This window comes from Janthinobacterium sp. NKUCC06_STL, assembly GCF_019345455.1.
GTDB classification, from domain to species: Bacteria; Pseudomonadota; Gammaproteobacteria; order Burkholderiales; family Burkholderiaceae_D; genus Janthinobacterium; species Janthinobacterium rivuli.
On the sequence record NZ_JAHKQY010000001.1, the window covers coordinates 1,014,746 to 1,033,979 of the forward strand.

Below are 19,234 nucleotides of genomic sequence, written 5' to 3' on the forward strand. Positions count from 1 at the left end.
GGGCTCCTTGCCGGGGTCGTGGTGAAAAATTCAGCGGATCACTCCGCCAAGCGTTTGAGTAATGCCACCGCCTTGTCCAGTTCGGTGACTTCGTCCGGCGTGAGCCGGGTTTCAATGGTGCGCGCCAGCCAGTCTTCGCGCGCGGCACGGCTGACCGCGATCCAGGCGCGGCAGCTGTCCGTCAGGGTCAATAGCGTTTGCCGGCCATCAAGCGGATCGGGCGAACCCGTCACCATCCGCGCTTCCGTCAACGCTTGCACGGTGGCGGCCATCGACTGGGGCCGCATGCCTTCGGCGCGCGCCAGGCTGCTGGCCGTGGCCGGGCCGTCGCGTTCAAGACGGCTGAGCACGGATGCCTGCGACATGCTGACGTCGCCCAGGTGCGCTTCTTCGCGCAGGCGGCGGCGCAGCTTGCCGACCAGGATGCGCAATTCGCCGGCCAATTGCAGGACTTGTTCGTGGTCTTCTTGCGGGGTGGTCATGGTAGCCGTGTGGTGGATCAACGGCCCCTACTATAACAGATATGCAGGTAGACTGCACAGTTTGCCTGCATGTCTTATCAAGACGGCCATCGTGCGGACGCAAAAAAGCCGGGGCGGGAGATGTCCTCCCTGCCCCGGCTTGCCGGCCATCCTGCCGATGCCGGCTGTTTAGCTGATGTAGTTGAACAACGACAGGCCCGAGATCGAGGTGAACGTTTTCTGCGCCGCCTGCAGGGTAACTTGCTGCTGGCTGAAGTTGGAAATGGCTTTGACCATGTCGAGGTCTTGCAGATCCGACAGGGTGGTGGCGTACTGGATGTCGAGGTCGTCGCCGGCGCTGTCGAGATAATCAAGTTCCTTCATGCGCGAACCGACTTCCGCGCGCACGGACAGGACATTGTCGTAGGCGGTGTCGAGAATATTATGCGCGGCGTTCAAGCCATTCGTCAGGCGCGCCTGTCCCGCATCGCCACTGCCCGGCTGGCGCAGCACGCCAATCAGGTTTTTCACGGTGGTAAACAGCGATTCCTTGGCGCTCGGCTCCAGGGTAAAGCTGTCCTGGTCGGCCGGCTTGCCCGTGATGTTCACCTGCTGGCCGTCGAAGGTGATGGCGTCGCCCGCCTTGTAGGGGATGGGCACGGCGGGATTGGGCACCGTCTGGCCCAAGGTGGCGTCCGTGACAGTGTACGTGGTGACGGCGTCGGTGCCCGTGCCCGTGACCTTGAAATCGATCGAATACTTATGCCCCGTCAATGCCGACGGGTCCGTCACCGTGCCGCCGGAAACGATGCCCGAGCCGCCGCGCGTGAAGTTGGCGGTGGCGGCCGCCGTGGTGAACTTGCCGTTGCCGGTCAGGTTGTTTTCAAACACGGTAGCGCCGGAATCGCTGGTAGCCAGGTAGCGCGCCGAGCCCACCTGCAGTTCGCGCTGGCCCTGGTCGCCCACATAGGTGGCGCCCGTCGGCGTCTGGCTGAAGGGCTGGGTGGTGGATTTATAGCCGGAAAACAGGTAGCCGCCGGCGCCATCGGCCGTGTTCGCAATGCCCAGCAAGTCGGTCAGCCGGCCTTCCAGCTCCCTGGCCAGGGTATCGCGGTCGACATCCTTGAGGGAAGGATTGCCGGCCTTCAGGACCAGGTCTTTCACGTCGGCGATCAGCGAGGTGGTGCTGGCCAATGCCAGCTCTTCCTGCGACAGGAAGTTCTTCGCGTTCGAGCGGTTCGTCACGAATTGCGTGTTGATCGATTGCGACTGCGTCACTTCCAGCGCGCGCGACGAGGCGATAGGATCGTCGGCCGGCGTCAGGTTGCGGCGGTTCGACGACAGCTGCATCTGCGTGCGATTCAAGGCGCCCTGCAGATTGTTCAGCTGCGAGCTGCCCTGGTCATAAATCATTCGTGTGCTGATGCGCATGATGCTGCCCTTCCAGAAAGCCGCCGCGCGCTGCGCTGCGGTAAAAATTGATTAACGTCCCAGGCCGATCACCACGTCGAACAGGGTGCTGGCGATCTGCATGACCTTGCCGCACGCCTGGTAGGACTGCTGATAACGCAGCAGGTTGGCCGCCTCCTCATCGAGGTTGACGCCGGAAACGGCCTGCTGCTGGGTGCTGGTCTGCTGCAGCAAAGCCAGGCTGGCCAGGCCGCTGACCTGTACTTCGCGCGTCTTGTTGCCCACGAAGCTGACGGTTTGCGCATACGAACCCTGGAACGTGGCCTTGCCGCCATCGAGGATATTCTTCGTCTGCAAGCCCGCCAGCAGCGCGGCATTGCGGTTGTCGCCCACGCCGCCCGGGTTGGGCTGGATGACGAAGGTATCGCCCTGCGCCGGCGCGCCCGTCATGCCGACATTGATGCCGCCAAAGCTGAAGTTGTCGCCTTCCGTATAGGGGATGTTCGCCGTGCCGGCCGGATAGGTCGTGGTGGCGCCATTCAAGCCCTTGACCGTCACCGCCTGGCCTGCCGGGAAACCCGTCAGCGAGGTGGTCGCCTTGTCGTACGTCAAGGTCACGGGGCCCGTCAAGGCATTGCCCGGGGTCAGGTAGGCCTTGTCGACGGAGCCGGCGCCGAGCTTGCCTGAGCCCGTATTGGCCACGGGCGCCGACGTGGCGATCGGCGCGGCGGCGGCAATCTTGTTGCGGTCGGTGATCAGCACGTTCAGGCCGGCCGCGCCGTTTGCCGTCGGCCTGATGACGTAGTTGTCGCCCTGGGCAGCCGTGCCCGAGATCGAGAAATCGACGCCGTCGATGGTTTGCGGCGCCGTTTGCGGGTAGGGATTGATGATGGTGTGCGCGCCGTCGGACTCGCGCGTCACCACATAATTGCTGCCGTCGTATTTCAGGCTGTAATCGCTGGCCGTCAGTTTGGTCGGGTCGCTGACCTTGGCCGACAGCACGGTCGTGCTGGTGGCGTTGTTACCGCGGTCGGCGCCGATCACGGGGTCGGGTATCTTGAAAAAGTCGCCGCCCATGGCGCCATTCAAGTCCTGCCCCAGCTTGTGCTGATCGTTGAAGGTACTGGCCAGCGCGATGGCCACCTTGCCCAGCGAGTTCTGAACATTGTCCAGGGTGCCGCTGCGAAATTCCAGCAAGCCGCCCAGCGAGCCGCCGGTCAGGGAGCTATCCGGCAGCACGGTGACGGTGCTGCCCGTAAGATAGCCCACCTCGATGCGGTTCGGGTCTGTCCGCGAAGGCGTGGCCGCCAGTTCGAAGCTGCGGTCCGCCACCACCAGCGGCTGGCCCGCGCCGATGGAGATGGTGACGGTATTGTTGGCAGCCGGATGCACCGTCGCCTTGACATATTTGTTCAATTCCGTGATCACCTGGTCGCGCTGGTCCAGCAGATCGTTGGGCTGGTTGCTGGCGTCGACCGATAACTGGGAAATTGACTTGTTCAGTTCAGCGAGCTGCTTGGCATAGGTATTGATCACCATCACATTCGACGTGATCTGCGAATTGACGCCGTCGCCGATCTCCGTCAGGCGCGCGCTCAGGCCCTGGAAACGCGAAGTGAGCGAACCGGCGCTCGACAGCAGCGCCTGGCGCGACGCGACCGAAGAGGGATTCGAGCTGAAATCCTGCACACCCTTGAAGAAGTCCTGCAGGGCGGGCGACAGACCCGCCGTGGGATCGGCCAGCAGGTTATCGATCTGGCTGATCTGCGTGTAATAGGCGTCGAGCGCGCTGGTGGCGCTTTGCGCGGCATTGACCTGGGTGGCCATGAAGCTGTCGTACTGGCGCTTGATCTGCGACACTTCCGTGCCCGTGCCGATGAAGCCGTAGCCCGCATAGTTGGACTGCGAAGTCTGCTGCAACACCACCTGGCGGTTGTAGCCGGCCACGTTGGCATTGGTGATGTTATGCCCGGTCGTCGACAGGCCCACCTGCGCTGCAAGCAAACCGCTTTTACCGATGCTGAGTAGATTCGAAGTCATGGTGTCTTATTGGTTACCGTCAAATGTATTTACGGCAGCCGCGGCGAAAACTTGAAGCACGCGGCCTGCACAGGGGTATGGCGGTGGCTTAACCGACCAGCGAATGCTTGATAATTTTTGTCAATTTGGCAGCGTAATTCGGGTCCGTCGCGTAGCCGGCCTTTTGCAAGCCGTGGGCGAAGGTGCTGGCGTCGCCCGCGCTGGCCAGGACTTTTTCGTAACGCTTGTTGTTGGTAATCAACTGCGCATAATCCTTGAAGCTGTCCGCGTAACTGTCGTAGGCGCGGAATTTTTCCACCTTGCGCTGCGCTTTGCCATTCACGTATTCCGTCGTGACGGCTTCCGTGACCTTGCCCTTCCAGTCGCTGGAAGCCTTGATGCCGAACAGGTTGTGGCTGCTGCTGCCGTCGCGGGCGATGATTTCGCGCTTGCCCCAGCCCGTTTCCAGCGCCGCCTGGCCCAGCATGAACTTGGCCGGAATACCGGTGGCGCGGCTGGCTTCTTCCGCATGCACGCCCAGTTTTTCCTGGAAGGCACGCACGTGCGGCGCCTGCGTGGCATTGGCCTTGTCGCTCAGGGTCTTGCCGGTGGCGCTGGCGCCGCTTGCGCCATCGGTCAAGGCGCCCTGCTGCTGGCGGAACGCGGCCAGCGCCTGCGCCATGCTCGACGAGCGGGGCGACGGCGCTTCGGCGCCATCGGCGGCCAGCGCATGGTTCGTCGACGACAACTGGCGGATCAGCACGTCCGCCAGGCCCGTGCCTCGCTTGGCCAGGTTCTGGCTCGTCTGCTGGTCCAGCATCGAGGTGTACATCTTGCTTTGCTGGCTATCCATGATGCCGTCCTGCGGCGTGGCTTCGCGCATGCTTTTCATCATCATGTTGATGAACATGGCTTCGAATTGCGTGGCCGCCTCTTTCAGGGCGGCGGGGTCCTTCGCCTTGGCGGACTGGCGCAAGCCATCCATGCCCTTGACGTCATAGGCGGCGGTATTGCTGAGGTCGGTTTGGCTGATCATGGCGTGTCCATCAAATGATTTCAAGTTCGGCGCGCAGCGAACCGGCCGCTTTCATCGCCTGCAGGATGGCCAGCAAGTCTTGCGGCGAGGCGCCGATGGCGTTGAGGGCCTTCACCACCTCGGACAGCGAGGCGCCGCCCTTGACCAGCATGACCTTGCCCGGTTCCTTCTTGATATCGATCTGCGCCGTCTGCGTGACCACCGTGCGTCCGCCCGACAAGGGCGCCGGCTGGCTCACCTGCGGCTCGACATTGATGGTGACGGACAGGTTGCCGTGCGAAATGGCGCAGGTTTCCAGGGTCACGGACTGGTTCATCACGACGGAACCGGTGCGCGCATTCATGATGACCTTGGCCGCCAGGCGGGCCGGATTGACTTCGATGCTTTCCAGCTGGCCCAGGAAAGACACGCGCTGATCGCTGCCGCTGGGCGACTGCACCTGGATCACGCGGCCGTCGAGCGCGGCGGCCGTGCCGGCGCCGTAGCGGCTGTTGATGGCGTCAACCACGCGGCTGGCGGTGGCAAAATCGGTGGCGTTCAATTCCAGGCGGATGGTGTTGTTGGCGCCCAGCGCCGAAGGCACGCTGCGCTCGACGGTAGCACCACCAGAAATACGTCCCACGCTCAGATGATTGATGACAACGGAGCTGCCGGCCGCCTGCGCGCCCACGCCGCCCACCAGCACGTTACCCTGCGCCATGCCGTACACCTGGCCGTCGGCGCCCTTCAAGGGCGTCATCAACAAAGTGCCGCCGCGCAAGCTTTTCGCATTACCCATCGACGACACCGTCACGTCGAGCATCTGGCCCGGCTGGGCAAACGCGGGCAAGGACGTCGTCACCATCACGGCGGCCACGTTTTTCAGCTGCAAACTGGTGCCTTGCGGCAAGTTGATACCTTGCTGCTGCAGCATCGCCGCCACGCTCTGGATGGTGAATGGGGTTTGCGTGGTCTGGTCGCCGCTGCCGTCGAGGCCGACGACGAGGCCATAGCCCATCAGCTGATTCTGGCGCACGCCGGCGATGCTGGCCAGGTCCTTGATGCGTTCGGCCTGCGCCACGGGCGCCAGCAGGGAAACGGTCAGGCCGAAAATGGCGGCAAAGCGGGGAAAGGTGAAAGTGGCCATGATCAGAATGGCAGCAGGCTGAGGAAGAAGCGCGACGCCATCGAGGCCATTTCGGCGCGGTCGATCTGGCTGTTGGTGCGGTATTCGACGCGCGCTTCGGCCACCTGGGTCGATGGCACGACGTTGCCCGTGCCGATGGTGTCCGGATTGACCATGCCCGAGAAGCGGATGAATTCCGTGCCCTTGTTCATGGCGATCTGTTTTTCGCCGGCGACGATCAGGTTGCCGTTTGGCAGCACTTCAATCACCGTCACGCCGATCACGCCGCTAAAGGTGTTGCTGGCGGACTGGTTGTCGCCATCGGCAAATTTCGTCGCGCCATTCGCCGAGACGCTGCCGCCCAGGCGGCCCTGCAGCATGCCCGGCGTGCTGAAGCCCACGCTGCCCGACTTGTTGCCGGAACTGGCGCCCGCCTTGACGGCATTCGTGCGCTCGGTGATGGCGATGGTCATGGTGTCGCCCACGTGGCGCGCGCGGCGGTCTTCGAAGGCGGGACGGTAGGTCGACGGCTGGTAGATGGAGCCATTGTTGACGACCACCGGTTCCGGCATCGGCGCGCGCGTGGAGGTCGGATATTGCACGATGGACGTAGGCGTGATGGCGCAGCCGGACAGCAGGACTGCAGAGAACAAAGCGATGATGGGGTATTGCATGGCGAACCTCCGCTGCCATCCGGCGGCGGATGGCATGACGACTATGAAAATTAAAGTTGCGACAATTTCTGCAGCATTTGGTCGGATGTGGTGATGGCCTTGCTGTTGATCTCGTAGGCGCGCTGCGTCTGGATCATGTTGACCATTTCCTCGGCCACGTTGACGTTCGAGGTCTCGATATAGCCCTGCATCAGCACGCCGGCGCCGTTCGTGCCCGGGGTGTTGGTTTGCGCCACGCCGGAGGCGCCCGTTTCCATGTACAGGTTTTCGCCCTTCGATTCCAGGCCGGCCGGGTTGACGAAGGTGGTCAGTTGCAGCGAGCCGATCTGCGATGGCGCCACCGTGTCGGGCAAGGTGACGGAAACGGTGCCGTCGCGCGCCACGGTCAGGCTCAGCGCATTGGTCGGCACGGTGATGGCGGGCTGGATGACGAAACCTTCGGAGGTGACCAGCTGGCCGTTGGCGTCCGTCTGGAACGAGCCGTCGCGCGTGTAGGCGGTGGCGCCGTCCGGCATCAGCACCTGGAAGAAACCCGTGCCGTTGACCATCACGTCGCGCGAATTGCCCGATGCCTGGGGATTGCCCTGCGTATGGATGCGTTCGGTCGCCACGGTGCGCACGCCGGTGCCGATCTGCAAGCCTGATGGCAGCTGGGTTTGCTGCGACGATTGCGCGCCAGGCTGGCGCACGTTTTGATACAGCAAGTCTTCAAACACGGCGCGCGACTTCTTGAAGCCCGTGGTGCTGACGTTGGCCAGGTTATTGGCGATCACGTCCATCTGCGTCTGCTGCGCTTCCAGGCCGGTTTTGGCAATCCAAAGGGAACGAATCATGATTTTTCTCCAATAACAGCGCTAGTCAGCTCTGTAGACTATTTCTATGTGACCATTATGCGGTGGCCCCCATCAATTCAAAGCGAGGATCTGGGTGGCTTTCGCCGCGTTATTCTCGGCATTCTTCAACAAGCTCATTTGCGTTTCGAACTGGCGCGCCAGGGCGATCATGCTGACCATCGAGTCGACGGGGCTGACATTGCTGCCTTCCAGCGCACCGGTCGTCAGCTTGACGGCCTGGTCGGCTTGCGCCACCGTGCCATCCTTCAGGCGGAACAGACCGTCGTCGCCGCGCACCAGTTGCTGCTCGGGCGGGTTGACCAGCTTGATGCGTCCCAGCACCGTCGATGGCCCTGGCGGCACGTCGGTGGAAATCGTGCCCACCGTGCCGTCGCTGGCAATGGCCACCGTCACGCCGGGCGGAATGGCCATCGGGCCCGTATCGCCCTGCACCATCAGCCCCGACTGCGTTTGCAGCATGCCGTTTTCATTGAGTTTCAAGGCGCCGTTGCGCGTGTAGGCTTCGGAACCATCGGCCGACTGCACCGCGATCCAGCCGCCGTTTTCCACGGCCACATCGAGCGCGCGGCCCGTGTGCTGCATGGGGCCTTGCGTGAAATCGGAACCGACCGTCGAATCGACGACAAAGGCGCGCGTCGGCATCATGCCCTCGGCCACCACGGGCACGGCGCGGAACGAGTCGAGCTGGGCACGGAAACCCGTGCTGGTGGCATTCGCCAGGTTGTTCGCCGTGGTCGCCTGCTTGTCGAGGATGTGCTTGGCGCCCGAGCCGGCGGTGTAGATGAGACGGTCCATTTTTTATTTCTCCCAAACCAACAATAAAATCGGGGGCATGCGCCCCCGGTCAACTTATTAGCGGAGGTTGACTAAGGTTTGTAAAACGGAATCCTGCGTCTTGATGGTCTGCGCATTCGCCTGATAGGCGCGCTGGGCCGTGATCATGTTGACCAGTTCCGCCGTCAGGTCCACGTTCGACACTTCCACGGACGAGGCGCGCAAGTCGCCCAGGCCGCCCGTGCTCGGCGAACCCGTCATGGGACTGCCCGAGGTCGAGCTTTCCGCCCAGGCATTGTTGCCCAGCGGTTCGAGGCCATTCGGATTGGCAAACTTGGTCAATACCACCTGGCCCAGGTCGCGCGTCTTGCCATTGTTGTACTGTCCTTGGATCACGCCATCGGAACCCACGACGAAACGGTCCAGCTGGCCGGCTGCATAGCCATCGGCCACGGTCCGCTTTTCGCTGGTGGAGGAACTGAGCTGGGTCGAATTGGTAAAGTCGACCTTGATCGCCAGGTTGGCGTTCGCACCCGTGGCGGGAAAAACTGGCAGGTTGACCGTCACCGGCAGGGTTTGCGGCGGCGTCAGGGCCAGCATGGCGGCCTTGTCCAGGCTGCCAACGCTGTTGAACACCAGCGAAGCCGACCTCACGGCGGGCACATCCGTCACCGCGGAGATCCTGCCATCGATCTGGTCTGGCGTCAGGCTGGAATTGACGCCGTCGGGCACGGCGCTGCCATAGGTGGCGCTGATGGCGGCCAGCTGGGCGGGGCTGGCGCCGGCCGCCGCCGCGGCGGTGCGTATGGCGGAGCCGGCCGCAATGCCATAGGCGACGGCGGCGGTCGTGATAGCCGCCGGCACCAGCGGCACGGCCGTAACGGCGGCCTGGTAGGCGGCGCGCGCGGCCACCGAGGCGGCATCGGTCTGCGCCGCGGCCACGACTTTCGCGCTGGTGATTTCCTTGCCGTCAGTGGCCGAGTAGACATCCCAGGTATTGGTGCCCGTCTTGACGTAGAAATTGGACATGGTGTGCGCATTGCCCAGCGAATCGTAGACGGGCACGGAGAATTGCTGGGTCCAGGACTTTTGCTCGCCCACGGTGAACGGCACCACGGTCGGCATGAGCGATTTGGAATCGAGGTTGACCTGGGTATCGACCTTGGTGGTCGCCTGCGGCGCCATGTCGGAGGGATCGATCTGCAGCGGCACGGTGGCGCCGGCCAGGATCTTGCCGTTCGCATCGGCCGGATAACCGGTCAGCTGGGCTTTCTGCGCATTGATGATGAAGCCGCTCTTGTCGACCTGGAACTGGCCGTTGCGCGAATACTGAATGGCGCCGTTCACGCTGGTGCGGAAGAAACCGCCGCCATTGATGGCGATGTCGAGCGGATTGGACGAGCTTTCCAGGTTACCCTGGTTGAACAGCTGCGCCACTTGCGACACGGACACGCCGATGCCGGGCTGGTTGCCGCCCACGCCATACAGGGAGTTGGCATAGATGTCGGCAAACTGCGCCTGCGATTGCTTGAAACCCACGGTGGCCGAGTTGGCGATGTTGTTACCGATGACGTCCAGCGATTTGGCGGCGCCGTTCAAGCCGCTCAGGCCTTGTTGAAAAGACATTTTGCTCTCCTGTTAGGAATTAGTTACGAACCAGCTTGACAATATTGTTTACAAAATCTGTTTCACGTCGGCCATGGTGATGCTGCCCACGCCCGGCACGTTCAATTTCACGCCACCCGCGCCCGTCGACACACTGGCGACCGAGCCAAACATCAGCGCCGCCGCATCGGTCAGCTTGGCGCCGCCGCGCGTGGCTTCCACCGTGAAGGTGTAGGCGCCGTCGGCCAGCACGACCGGCTTGCCATCTTTGTCGAGCTCGGCGGTGGAGCCGTTCCAGCCCAGCGGCAAGGTACCCGCGTCCTGCGGGCCCAGGTCGATGGAATGGACTTCCTTGCCCGAGCTGTTGTAGATGATGACCTTGACCTTGTCGGCCGGCGTCGCCAGGTCCACGCCCAGCAGGGCCGCGCTCTTGCTCAAGTTGATGCTCTTGCCTGCCGTCAGCACGCCGTGGCCGATGATATTGGCCGCCTGCATCGATTCGGCCTGCTGGTAGCTGGTTTTGAGCGTTTCCAGGGTGGTATTGAGCTTGTTGACGCCCGTCACCGTGGACAACTGGGCCAGCTGGCTCGTCAGCTGCGCATTGTCCAGCGGGTTCATCGGGTCCTGGTTTTGCAGCTGGGTCACCAGCAGGGTCAGGAATTTGTTCGTTTCTTCCTCGACGCTGCCTTTCGCGGCCGTGTTCTTCTTCGGATTCATCGTCGCCATCAGGTCGGTGACTTTGGCGGTGCTGGTATCGATGGTTGCCATAATGATCAGTCAGCCTTATTGGCCGATGGTGAGGGTTTTCAGGAGCAGCGACTTGGCCGCGTTCATGGTTTCCACGTTGGTCTGGTACGAGCGCGAAGCCGACAGCATGTTGACCATCTCGTCGACCGTATTCACGTTGGGCATGGTGACGTAGCCCTTCTCGTCGGCCAGCGGATTCTTCGGGTCGTAGACCAGCTTCATCGGCGACGGATCTTCGATCACCTTTTGCACCTTGACGGCCGTGGCGCCATTGGCCATGGGCACGGCTTCGAACACCACCTGCTTGGCGCGGTAGGCTTCGCCCGTGGCGCTGGTGGCGCTGTCCGCATTGGCCAGATTGCTGGCCACCGTGTTCAGGCGCTGCGCCTGGGCGCTCATGGCCGAACCGGAAACATTGAAGATATTAAATAGCGACATGATTATTGTCCTCCCTGAATGGCCGTCAGCATGCCCTTGATCTGCGAGTTGAGGAACGTCACGGCCGCCTCGTAGCGGATGGCGTTGTCGGCAAAGGCATTGCGCTCGAGGTCCATGTCGACCGTATTGCCATCGACGGCGCCTTGGGCCGGCGCGCGGTACAGCAGCGGCGTGCCGTCGGCCAGGGTCTCGACCTTGCCGCCACCGGCTGCGCCCGCTGCGGCGGCCACGCCCCTGCCCGGCATATGCTGCGGCGCCGTACCCTTCAGGGCCGGCGGCACGCCATCCTTGCGCGCCATCGCACCCTTCAGCGCGCTGGCGAAATCGACATCGCGCGCCTTGTAGTTGGGCGTGTCGGCATTGGCGATATTCGAGGCGAGCAATTCCTGGCGCGTCGAGCGCAGGCTCAGCGCCGTCTCGTTGAAGCGCATGTAATCGTCGAGTTTCCCTATCATGTCAGGCTCCGGAAAGATCTGCCACTGGCGCCCGAGATGGCGGAAGGATGGCGGTATAGTGATGACAGGAAACATAGTACGGCGCCCACCCGCAAGACCATCGCCGGATCAGACCATACTTTTACCCCTTAATCGGCGCTTCGAACGGGGCGGCGCGCACTATCATGGCAGTATTCCAGAGGCCTATCACCATGAAAACACCGCTTGCTTTCCTCCTCGCTCTTGCCGCCCTGCCACTGCTGGCGCAGGCGCAAAACGCCGGCCGGCAAACGCCGGAAGCGCTGCGCAACAGCGTGGAACAATTCCTGCAAGTACAAAGCAACGGTTTGCCGGGCAAGGTGACGATCACCGTCGGCGCCGTCGATCCGCGCCTGAACCTGGCCGCCTGCCCCGCGCCGCAAGCGTTCATGGCGCCGGGCGCGCGCGCCTGGGGCAAGACCACCGTCGGCGTGCGCTGCACGGCTCCAAGCAGCTGGACCATTTATTTGCAAGCCAACGTGGCCGTCGTCGGCGACTACGTGGCCAGCGCCGTGCCGCTGGCGCAAGGGCAAGCCATCGACGCCAGCCAGCTGGTGACGATGCAGGGCGACCTGGCCGCATTACCAGCAGGCATCGCCACGGACATGGCCCAGGTGGTCGGCGCCAGCACGAATATTTCCTTGCCGCCAGGCACGCCGATGCGCCTCGACACCTTGCGCCGCAAGCCGGTGGTGATGCAGGGCCAGCTGGTGCGCGTCGTTTCCAGTGGCAATGGTTTCCAGGTGGCATCAGAAGGACGCGCCATCGGCAGCGCCGGCGATGGCCAGACGGTGCAGGTGCGCACGCAGAGCGGCCAGCAGATCAGCGGCGTGGCGCGGGCCGGGGGGATGGTCGAAGTAGCCTTCTGAACACGGATGGACAGCGATATTGTGGTCTGGCGCACTAAAGTTTCGGGAGAAGGTGCCGATAATGACACATATCCCGGAGTTTTTTGACTTCGACCAGACGAGGATCACGCTGTGAAAATTACCGACAACACCATTAAAAGCAATCCCGGCCTGCCGGTGGCGCCCGCGAGTACCTCCGGCGCCCGGAATGCCGAGAAAACCCAGGCAACACCGACAACGTCGGACAATGTACGCCTGTCGCCGCAAGGACAGGCATTAGCGGCCAGTGCAACTGCCGGCAGCGGCGCCGTGTTCGACACGAAAAAAGTCGAACGCATCAAGCTGGCGATCGCCGACGGCCAGTTCCAGGTCAACTCTGAAAAAGTGGCGGACGGTCTCCTCGACACGGTCAAGGACTTGCTGCACTCACGAAATAGATAGGTTCCCTCATGCAATCAGTGACTCCGTTTTCCAGCCTGCGCGACGAGCAACAGCTCATGACCACATTGCTGGCATTGATGAAAGAAGAACAGCGGCATCTGGTTGCGGCTGACATCGATGCAATCACGGAGCTCACCGTACGCAAGACAGCACTCGTAGGACAATTGAGCCAGCTGGCGGCGCAACGCCACCAGGCGCTGGCGGCAGCGGGATTTCTCGCCGCCGAAGCGGGCATGGAAGACTGGCTGGTCGGCGCCAATGAAGCCGAAGCGGCGCCCCTGTGGAAAGCCTTGCTCGAGACGACGCGCGAAGCCAAGGAACAAAACCGCCTGAACAGCCTGCTCGTCAACAAGCACATGGTACATACGCAAGGCGCCCTGAACGCCATGCGCCCCCCGGCCCAAAGCGGCAATTTCTACGGTCCCAGCGGCCAACCGACGACGAACACGGCCAGCCGGCGCGTCGTCATCGGCTAATTTCCCTTATTGAGCAGTTCAACCGTGGGCGGGACGCCCCGCGTGCTGGCGCCATTTCACCACGATGGCTTGCGCCCTGGCGCTGGCGGCCGCCTGCTGCTCCGGCGTCAGTTCCGCCTGCAGCCAGTGCCAGTATTCATCCTGATATGGATTGGTGACGCCGGGCGCGAGGATATCGTCGTAGACCTGGCGCAGGGCCAGCAGGTAGCCATACGCCTGCGACGCATCCTTCTGCACCACCTCGCCATCGCGCAGGTAGGCCATCATCAGCGTCGACACGCTCGTCAGTTCCGCCTCGTCCGCCTGCGCCGTCAGCTGGGCGATGGCTTGCCGCTTCCACGCCTGCACCAGCGGATCGTCGGGACGGTTGCGCAGCGCGCTGCGGTCGCCGAACGGGCCTTCCGACAGGAACAGGGTGGCGGCGCCGGGCACGCCGCCTTGCGCGGCGCTGGCCAGATAAGCGAGACGGTCCTCGCGCTGGCGCTGCGTCAGGCCCCCGCACAACTGCTGCTGGGCGGCTTTTTCTTCCGCCGTCATCTCGCGTCCCAGTTCGAATTCCAGCCCCGGCAAGCGGCTTTCGCGCTGGAAGACGATGCAGTCGTCGATCAGGTTGAAGGCCGCATACGCGTCTTCCGGCTTGCCGCTGGCGCCCAGGCGTTCTAGCCGCCGCGCCAGGGTCACGGCAACGGGCGCGGCATCGGCGGCCGGGGTGGCGTCGATATTCAGATACGATGCCAGGCTGCGCCCCGCCGGCGCGCTGGCGGCAACGGCGACAGGTTCCGGCGCGCCGCCGTCGGGCGCTGGCCAGTACACGAGCGCCAGCACGGCCGCGATGGCGGCGGCGATGGCGATGCCGGTGAATTTGACGTTCATGGAGACGATGCGCGTGGATGGGAAGCGCACGTTACCACATGCGCGCGGCAGCGGGCCGCACGCCTGTGCACCCTCAGCCGCCGGCCTTTTTCGCCTGGTGGCCCAGTTTGGCCAGCGCGGCCAGGATGGTGTCCACATGGTCGCCCTGCACTTCGATCACGCCATCCTTGACCGTGCCGCCCGAGCCGCACTGCGTGCGCAACTGCTTGCCCAGCAGGGCCAGCGCGATGGCGTCCAGCGCCAAGCCTTTTACCACCGTGACGCTCTTGCCGCCGCGGCCCTTGGTCTGGCGCGACACGCGCACCGCGCCGTCGCCGATTGGCGCCGCTTTGGCTTGCGCCTTGCACGCGCATTGCGCCAGCGGCTGGCGGCAGGCGGGACACATGCGGCCCGTTTCGGTGGAATAGACGAGACCGCCCAGGGAGCTGCTTTTCATGAGGAAGAGATAAAAGAGAGAATGCCGCGATTGTACCAAGCGGCGGCGTTCAATTGGCTGGCGCCACGGGCGCCGTCGGCACTTCCGTCACCGTTTCGGGGATGCCCGACAAAATCGTCACGGCGACCCGGCGGTTGCGCGCGCGCCCTTCCGCCGTTTCATTGGGCGCCACGGGAATATTGTCGGCGTGGCCGACGGCCGTCAGGCGCGAAGCCTTGACGCCGCTGGCGATGAACAGGCGCACCACGGCGCTGGCGCGCGCGGCCGACAATTCCCAGTTCGAGGCAAAGTTCGAATTGCTGATCGGCTGGACATCCGTATGCCCTTCCACCTGCACGTCGTGCGTATCGTCCTTGAGCAGCACGGCCACGGCGCGCAGGGCCTGGTCCGACTCCGTCGTCAGGCGCGCCGCGCCCGGATCGAACAGCACGCTGGCATTGATTTCCACGCTCACGCCGCGGCTCGTCTGCGTGACCCGCACCTTGCCCTCCTTCACCAGCGGCGCCAGGGTCGACGTCAGGTCCTGCGCCAGGCGCGTCATGTGTTCGCGCTCGCGGCGGATGGCTTCCGTGCGGCGTTTCAGGGCGGGATTCGGCAAAGGAATGGCTTGCGGCGCTTCCATGATGATGGGCGGCGCGCCCTTTTCCAGGCTGAAGGCCTGGCCGATGGCATTCTGGAAGACGCGGTATTTGCCTTCGTTGACTTGCGAAATGGCGTACATCACGACGAAAAAGGCGAACAGCAGGGTGATGAAGTCGGCATACGAGATCAGCCAGCGGTCCTGGTTGTCCGGTTCCTCGTCATACTTCCTGCGCGCGCGCCGCATCATGGTCAGTGCTCGTGCAAGAGGCTGGACACGCGCTCTTCGATGATGCGCGTATGGTCGCCCGTGGCGATGTCGTACAGCACGGCGGCCGTGATTTCATATTGCAGCACGCGGCGCGACACGATGGCCTTGAGTTTATTCGCCACCGGCAGGAACAGCAGGTTGGCCAGGCCCACGCCGTAGATGGTGGAGACAAACGCCACGGCGATGCCGCTGCCTAATTTACTCGGGTCGGTGAGGTTTTCCATCACGTGTATCAGGCCCAGCACGGCGCCCAGGATGCCGATGGTGGGCGAATAGCCGGCCGCCGATTCCCACACCTTGACGGCCTGGCGCTCGGCCATCTCGTAGGCGGAGATTTCCACGTCGAGCAGCTGGCGCAGCTTGTCGGGCGCGATGCCGTCGACGATCATGCGCAAACCCTTGGCGTTGAAGCGGTCGGCCGTGTTTTCCATCAGGCGCTCGAGCGCCAGCGGGCCGTCGCGGCGCGCCGTCAGACTCCAGAGTCCGATGTCGCGCGCCAGCGCGGCGCGCGTGTCGGCGGGCGGCAGGAAGACCCAGCGCAGCATTTCCAGGCCGCGCACAAAAGTACGCAGCCGCGTTTGCAGCAGCACGGCGCCGAAGGTGCCGATGACCACGATGGCGAAGGCGGCAGGCTGCAGCAGGGAGGCCATCTTGCCCCCTTCCAGCGCCTGGCCGACCAACAGGCCGGCCAGCGCCAGCGCCAGCCCGATTACGCTGGACCAGTCCACGCCAGCTCCCTCAAGGTTGCGCGCAGGCGCGCGACGGCCTGGGTATGCAGCTGCGAGACGCGCGATTCGGATACGCCCATCACCGCGCCGATCTCCTTCAGGTTCAGCTCTTCTTCGTAATACAGGCCCATGAGTATTTTCTCGCGTGGCGGCAGCGCGTCGATGGCATCGATCACGGATTGCCGGAAATCGGTATCGAGCAGGGAACGCAAGGGGTCGCTGTCCTCGTCCACGCAATGGCGGTCGAGGAAGCTGTCATTGCCGTCCGGGTCATGAAAGTCTTCGTAGTACACGAGCTGGTGGCCGCCGCCGTCGCCCAGCATTTCCTGGTAGTCGGCCAGCGACATCTTGAGCAGTTTCGCCACTTCCGACTCCGTCGGCGGGTGGCCGAGGCGCTGCTGCAAGGTGCTCATCGCCTCTTCGATCTTGCGCATGTTCTGGCGCATGCTGCGCGGCAGCCAGTCGCTGGTGCGCAATTCGTCGAGCATGGCGCCGCGGATGCGCAGCACGGCATACGTCTCGAACTGCGCGCCATGCGTCTCTTCATAGCGGCTGATGGCATCGAGCAGGCCGATCATGCCAGCCTGGATCAGGTCATCGACCTCGACCGAAGGCGGCAATTTCGCCTTCATATGGTGCGCCAGACGCTTCACCAGCGGAATATGCTCCGTCAGCAAATAGTCCTTGTTCGATTTCCCTTTGACCGTGTACATAGGCTGCTTATTGTTTTCTCATCTTATCTGGTGCTACGGTTGGCTTCAGGCGCTGAACTGGTGCGGGCTCCCCGTCTGGTACAAGGTGCCGCCCAGCACCGGCGCCGCCGAACGGGCCAGCCGCTCCGCCAGTCCGCGAAACGCCACCGACGCGCCCGCCAGCGGAAACGCATCGACCACGCTGCGGCCCAGGCGCGCCGCACGGTGCAGATATTCATCGGCAGGCACCGAACCCATCGAGGTCAGCTTCACGGCCAGGTAGCGGCTCGCCGCCTGCGCCATATTATCGTATACCACTTTTGCTTCGGATTCGGAAGCGCCGGTGACGAGAATGCCGAAGGGACGGCGTCCCAGTTCCTGGCTCAGGCGCTTGATCAGGCAGTACGCCGCCTTGATCGAGGTGGCGCTGGTAGAGACTTGCACGACGATATCGGACGAGGCCATCAAGGGCACGGGGAAGCATGCACCCTCGTCGGCCATGACGCCGTCAACCAGCACGATGCCGCTCTGGCGCGCCAGCACCTCGAAAGTCTTGCCCAGGCGGCGCAGTTCGTCCTCGCCCGCATAGTCCATGCTGTCCATCAGGTGGTTGCGCGCGCCCAGGCTGGCCACGCCGAAGCCTTGCGGCACCTGGTGGATGACCTGGTTCAAGCCGCACTGCTGGCGCGCCACGTCGCGCAGGCTGGCGCCGTGCGCCAGGCCCAGGCGCGCGGCCACGCCATCGCTGCCGCCGCTGGCGTCGAGCAGCAGCACGTCATTGCCGCCGTAGGCGAGCGAAGCGCCCAGGTTGACCAGCATGGCGCCCTTGTCGTCCTGCGGCGTGGCCGACAGGAACGTCATGACGCGCGGCTGCGGGCCGGCCAGCATGCGGCGCAAGCCTTCGGCCTGATCGAAATCGAAATTAGCCAAGGTGCACCCCGCGCGCTTCATTGTTGCGGGCGGCCGCCTGCGCCATCAGCAGCGGCAGTTCGGCATCGGAAAACTGCGTCGCCGCCGAGTCGCGCTTGAGCTTGAATGCGCGGTCGATCAGGTAGCCGCGGTCGGCCAGGTACAGGTCTTCCGGCACGCGCTGGCCGTTGGACACATAAAACAGGTTCAGCTTCTGGCGAATCACCACGTCGAGCACGTTGCCGATCGACGCCGCTTCATCGAGCTTGGTCATGATGCAGCCGGCCAGGCCGCTACCCTGGTAGGCGCGCACCACTTCGTTCAACGTTTCCTGCGTCGCCGTGGAATTGAGGCACAACAAACGTTTCACGTCGGCGCCGGCGCCCGACAGCATGGCCACCTGTTCCGTGACCATCTGGTCGCGCTGGCTCACGCCCACGGTATCGATCAGCACCGTGTGCTTGTTCTTCAATTCCTTCAGGGCGATGCGCAGGTCCGCCTCGTCCTTCACCGAATGCACCATCACGCCGAGGATCTTGCCGTAGATGCGCAATTGCTCATGCGCGCCGATACGGTAGGCATCCGTGGTGATCAGGGCCAGCTTTTCCGGGCCGTGGCGCATCACGCAGCGGGCGGCCAGCTTGGCCGTGCTGGTGGTCTTGCCGACACCGGTCGGGCCGACCAGGGCAAACACGCCGCCCTGCTCCAGCATGGCGTCTTCATTGGCCACCGTGTTCAGGTTGCGGCTCAGGACAGTCTTGATCCAGCGCATGCTTTGCGCGCCATCGAGGCCGGCCGGCAGCTTGTCGATCAGGTAGCGCGCCAGGCTGGCCGAGAAGCCGGCGGCCAGCATTTCGCGCAACACGACGGCTTTTTGCGGCTCGCGCTGCTGCGTCGAACCCCATGAAATTTCCGCCAGCTGGGTTTCCATCATGCCGCGCATGGCGCGGATTTCATTCATCATGCCGCTCATCTCGGCGGCGGCGTTTTCCTTGACGTGCGCCAGCGCGCTGGCCATCATCTGCTGCATGCGGGCCATGTCCACTGGCTCGGAGGCAGCCTGGCGCGGCGCGGCAGGACGTGGCGCGGCCGGGCGCTGGGCCGGAGCGGCCGGACGCTGCGGCGTGGCGAACTGGGTCTGCAACTGAGGACGGGGCTGGGCCATTTCGGAGGCGGCCGGCGGCGACGCCAGCGAAGCGGCATCATCATTGGCCAGCGCGAGGATTTCCACCACGCCGTCGGCCTGGCGGTTCGACAGGATCACGGCGTCAGGGCCCAGCGCTTCGCGCACCTTGCGCAGCGCATCGCGCGACGAGGCGCCCGTAAATTTCTTCACATTCATGACCGGCCTCCCAGGGCGGGGGTGGCGCAATATTGGCTGAACT

The 19,234-nt window shown here is 63.8% G+C and carries 22 protein-coding genes; 3 read left to right on the forward strand and 19 right to left on the reverse strand.

Annotated elements, in window-relative coordinates; all coding sequences use genetic code 11:
- Positions 1 to 38 precede the first annotated feature (38 nt).
- From KO539_RS04590 to flgB, 12 genes are all read right to left on the reverse strand, one after another.
- Entirely contained in the window at positions 39 to 482 is a 444-nt protein-coding gene (locus tag KO539_RS04590; protein ID WP_219307549.1) for a MarR family winged helix-turn-helix transcriptional regulator, read from the reverse strand.
- 168 nt (positions 483 to 650) lie between these two features.
- Positions 651 to 1,892 carry a flagellar hook-associated protein FlgL gene (flgL, locus tag KO539_RS04595; protein WP_219307551.1) on the reverse strand — a complete coding sequence of 414 codons (1,242 nt, stop codon included), beginning with the start codon at positions 1,890 to 1,892 and terminating at the stop codon, positions 651 to 653.
- Between the two features lie 51 nt (positions 1,893 to 1,943).
- Positions 1,944 to 3,911, reverse strand: a complete 1,968-nt coding sequence (gene flgK / locus KO539_RS04600; RefSeq protein ID WP_219307553.1) for a flagellar hook-associated protein FlgK — start codon at positions 3,909 to 3,911, stop codon at positions 1,944 to 1,946.
- 88 nt (positions 3,912 to 3,999) lie between these two features.
- On the reverse strand, positions 4,000 to 4,926 hold the full coding sequence (gene flgJ / locus KO539_RS04605) for a flagellar assembly peptidoglycan hydrolase FlgJ (RefSeq protein ID WP_219307555.1): 927 nt from the start codon (positions 4,924 to 4,926) through the stop codon (positions 4,000 to 4,002).
- A 10-nt stretch (positions 4,927 to 4,936) separates the two neighbouring features.
- On the reverse strand, positions 4,937 to 6,052 hold the full coding sequence (locus tag KO539_RS04610) for a flagellar basal body P-ring protein FlgI (RefSeq protein WP_257626103.1): 1,116 nt from the start codon (positions 6,050 to 6,052) through the stop codon (positions 4,937 to 4,939).
- 2 nt (positions 6,053 to 6,054) lie between these two features.
- Positions 6,055 to 6,705 (reverse strand): flagellar basal body L-ring protein FlgH, encoded by a 651-nt coding sequence (locus KO539_RS04615; RefSeq protein WP_219307556.1) that lies wholly within the window; start codon positions 6,703 to 6,705, stop codon positions 6,055 to 6,057.
- A gap of 50 nt (positions 6,706 to 6,755) precedes the next feature.
- Positions 6,756 to 7,538, reverse strand: a complete 783-nt coding sequence (flgG, locus tag KO539_RS04620) for a flagellar basal-body rod protein FlgG (RefSeq protein ID WP_034754070.1) — start codon at positions 7,536 to 7,538, stop codon at positions 6,756 to 6,758.
- Between the two features lie 72 nt (positions 7,539 to 7,610).
- Positions 7,611 to 8,354, reverse strand: coding sequence for a flagellar basal body rod protein FlgF (locus tag KO539_RS04625; RefSeq protein ID WP_219307557.1), 744 nt, complete (start codon positions 8,352 to 8,354; stop codon positions 7,611 to 7,613).
- A gap of 57 nt (positions 8,355 to 8,411) precedes the next feature.
- Complete coding sequence (locus KO539_RS04630) at positions 8,412 to 9,959, reverse strand: flagellar hook protein FlgE (protein ID WP_219307558.1); 1,548 nt, start codon at positions 9,957 to 9,959, stop codon at positions 8,412 to 8,414.
- A 48-nt stretch (positions 9,960 to 10,007) separates the two neighbouring features.
- On the reverse strand, positions 10,008 to 10,706 hold the full coding sequence (locus tag KO539_RS04635) for a flagellar hook assembly protein FlgD (RefSeq protein ID WP_219307559.1): 699 nt from the start codon (positions 10,704 to 10,706) through the stop codon (positions 10,008 to 10,010).
- A gap of 15 nt (positions 10,707 to 10,721) precedes the next feature.
- A complete protein-coding gene (flgC, locus tag KO539_RS04640) occupies positions 10,722 to 11,123 on the reverse strand; it encodes a flagellar basal body rod protein FlgC (RefSeq protein ID WP_034754081.1) in 402 nt (133 codons plus the stop codon).
- A gap of 2 nt (positions 11,124 to 11,125) precedes the next feature.
- On the reverse strand, positions 11,126 to 11,578 hold the full coding sequence (gene flgB, locus KO539_RS04645) for a flagellar basal body rod protein FlgB (protein WP_219307560.1): 453 nt from the start codon (positions 11,576 to 11,578) through the stop codon (positions 11,126 to 11,128).
- A gap of 191 nt (positions 11,579 to 11,769) precedes the next feature.
- Here flgB and flgA point away from each other — a divergent pair, with 191 nt between their 5' ends.
- The 3 genes from flgA (at position 11,770) to KO539_RS04660 (ending at position 13,361) form a co-directional block, all read left to right on the forward strand.
- Positions 11,770 to 12,465, forward strand: a complete 696-nt coding sequence (gene flgA, locus KO539_RS04650) for a flagellar basal body P-ring formation chaperone FlgA (protein WP_219307561.1) — start codon at positions 11,770 to 11,772, stop codon at positions 12,463 to 12,465.
- A 111-nt stretch (positions 12,466 to 12,576) separates the two neighbouring features.
- Positions 12,577 to 12,885 carry a flagellar biosynthesis anti-sigma factor FlgM gene (gene flgM / locus KO539_RS04655; protein WP_219307562.1) on the forward strand — a complete coding sequence of 103 codons (309 nt, stop codon included), beginning with the start codon at positions 12,577 to 12,579 and terminating at the stop codon, positions 12,883 to 12,885.
- Between the two features lie 8 nt (positions 12,886 to 12,893).
- The gene (locus KO539_RS04660) at positions 12,894 to 13,361 is read left to right on the forward strand and encodes a flagella synthesis protein FlgN (protein ID WP_219307563.1); all 468 of its coding nucleotides are present in this window, start codon (positions 12,894 to 12,896) and stop codon (positions 13,359 to 13,361) included.
- A gap of 18 nt (positions 13,362 to 13,379) precedes the next feature.
- Here KO539_RS04660 and KO539_RS04665 read toward each other — a convergent pair whose 3' ends face one another.
- The 7 genes from KO539_RS04665 to flhF are packed head-to-tail and all read right to left on the reverse strand — an operon-like array spanning position 13,380 to position 19,191.
- Positions 13,380 to 14,264: a hypothetical protein gene (locus KO539_RS04665; protein ID WP_219307565.1), complete on the reverse strand. Its 885-nt coding sequence runs from the start codon at positions 14,262 to 14,264 to the stop codon at positions 13,380 to 13,382.
- Positions 14,265 to 14,307: 43 nt separating this feature from the next.
- A complete protein-coding gene (locus tag KO539_RS04670) occupies positions 14,308 to 14,670 on the reverse strand; it encodes a translation initiation factor Sui1 (protein ID WP_176390723.1) in 363 nt (120 codons plus the stop codon).
- Between the two features lie 49 nt (positions 14,671 to 14,719).
- The gene (gene motD / locus KO539_RS04675) at positions 14,720 to 15,496 is read right to left on the reverse strand and encodes a flagellar motor protein MotD (protein WP_099378177.1); all 777 of its coding nucleotides are present in this window, start codon (positions 15,494 to 15,496) and stop codon (positions 14,720 to 14,722) included.
- A gap of 5 nt (positions 15,497 to 15,501) precedes the next feature.
- Complete coding sequence (locus tag KO539_RS04680) at positions 15,502 to 16,248, reverse strand: flagellar motor protein (RefSeq protein ID WP_219307566.1); 747 nt, start codon at positions 16,246 to 16,248, stop codon at positions 15,502 to 15,504.
- On the reverse strand, positions 16,230 to 16,961 hold the full coding sequence (locus KO539_RS04685) for an RNA polymerase sigma factor FliA (RefSeq protein WP_035821402.1): 732 nt from the start codon (positions 16,959 to 16,961) through the stop codon (positions 16,230 to 16,232). The genes KO539_RS04680 and KO539_RS04685 overlap by 19 nt, the downstream gene beginning before the upstream one ends.
- Before the next feature lie 45 nt (positions 16,962 to 17,006).
- Positions 17,007 to 17,870, reverse strand: a complete 864-nt coding sequence (locus KO539_RS04690; RefSeq protein WP_219307567.1) for an antiactivator of flagellar biosynthesis FleN protein — start codon at positions 17,868 to 17,870, stop codon at positions 17,007 to 17,009.
- Positions 17,863 to 19,191, reverse strand: coding sequence for a flagellar biosynthesis protein FlhF (gene flhF / locus KO539_RS04695; protein WP_034754102.1), 1,329 nt, complete (start codon positions 19,189 to 19,191; stop codon positions 17,863 to 17,865). The genes KO539_RS04690 and flhF overlap by 8 nt, the downstream gene beginning before the upstream one ends.
- Positions 19,192 to 19,234 lie beyond the last annotated feature (43 nt).

Excerpts from the sequence above, each read along its gene's own strand:
- KO539_RS04685 (WP_035821402.1), bottom strand. The coding sequence starts at position 16,961 with ATGTACACGGTCAAAGGGAAATCGAACAAGGACTATTTGCTGACGGAG.
- motD (WP_099378177.1), bottom strand. The coding sequence starts at position 15,496 with ATGCGGCGCGCGCGCAGGAAGTATGACGAGGAACCGGACAACCAGGAC.
- flgL (WP_219307551.1), bottom strand. The coding sequence starts at position 1,892 with ATGCGCATCAGCACACGAATGATTTATGACCAGGGCAGCTCGCAGCTG.
- flgK (WP_219307553.1), bottom strand. The coding sequence starts at position 3,911 with ATGACTTCGAATCTACTCAGCATCGGTAAAAGCGGTTTGCTTGCAGCG.
- flgJ (WP_219307555.1), bottom strand. The coding sequence starts at position 4,926 with ATGATCAGCCAAACCGACCTCAGCAATACCGCCGCCTATGACGTCAAG.
- flhF (WP_034754102.1), bottom strand. The coding sequence starts at position 19,191 with ATGAATGTGAAGAAATTTACGGGCGCCTCGTCGCGCGATGCGCTGCGC.
- flgB (WP_219307560.1), bottom strand. The coding sequence starts at position 11,578 with ATGATAGGGAAACTCGACGATTACATGCGCTTCAACGAGACGGCGCTG.
- flgC (WP_034754081.1), bottom strand. The coding sequence starts at position 11,123 with ATGTCGCTATTTAATATCTTCAATGTTTCCGGTTCGGCCATGAGCGCC.
- flgG (WP_034754070.1), bottom strand. The coding sequence starts at position 7,538 with ATGATTCGTTCCCTTTGGATTGCCAAAACCGGCCTGGAAGCGCAGCAG.
- KO539_RS04590 (WP_219307549.1), bottom strand. The coding sequence starts at position 482 with ATGACCACCCCGCAAGAAGACCACGAACAAGTCCTGCAATTGGCCGGC.
- KO539_RS04610 (WP_257626103.1), bottom strand. The coding sequence starts at position 6,052 with ATGGCCACTTTCACCTTTCCCCGCTTTGCCGCCATTTTCGGCCTGACC.
- KO539_RS04660 (WP_219307563.1), top strand. The coding sequence starts at position 12,894 with ATGCAATCAGTGACTCCGTTTTCCAGCCTGCGCGACGAGCAACAGCTC.
- KO539_RS04625 (WP_219307557.1), bottom strand. The coding sequence starts at position 8,354 with ATGGACCGTCTCATCTACACCGCCGGCTCGGGCGCCAAGCACATCCTC.
- KO539_RS04670 (WP_176390723.1), bottom strand. The coding sequence starts at position 14,670 with ATGAAAAGCAGCTCCCTGGGCGGTCTCGTCTATTCCACCGAAACGGGC.
- KO539_RS04630 (WP_219307558.1), bottom strand. The coding sequence starts at position 9,959 with ATGTCTTTTCAACAAGGCCTGAGCGGCTTGAACGGCGCCGCCAAATCG.
- KO539_RS04615 (WP_219307556.1), bottom strand. The coding sequence starts at position 6,705 with ATGCAATACCCCATCATCGCTTTGTTCTCTGCAGTCCTGCTGTCCGGC.
- KO539_RS04635 (WP_219307559.1), bottom strand. The coding sequence starts at position 10,706 with ATGGCAACCATCGATACCAGCACCGCCAAAGTCACCGACCTGATGGCG.
- flgA (WP_219307561.1), top strand. The coding sequence starts at position 11,770 with ATGAAAACACCGCTTGCTTTCCTCCTCGCTCTTGCCGCCCTGCCACTG.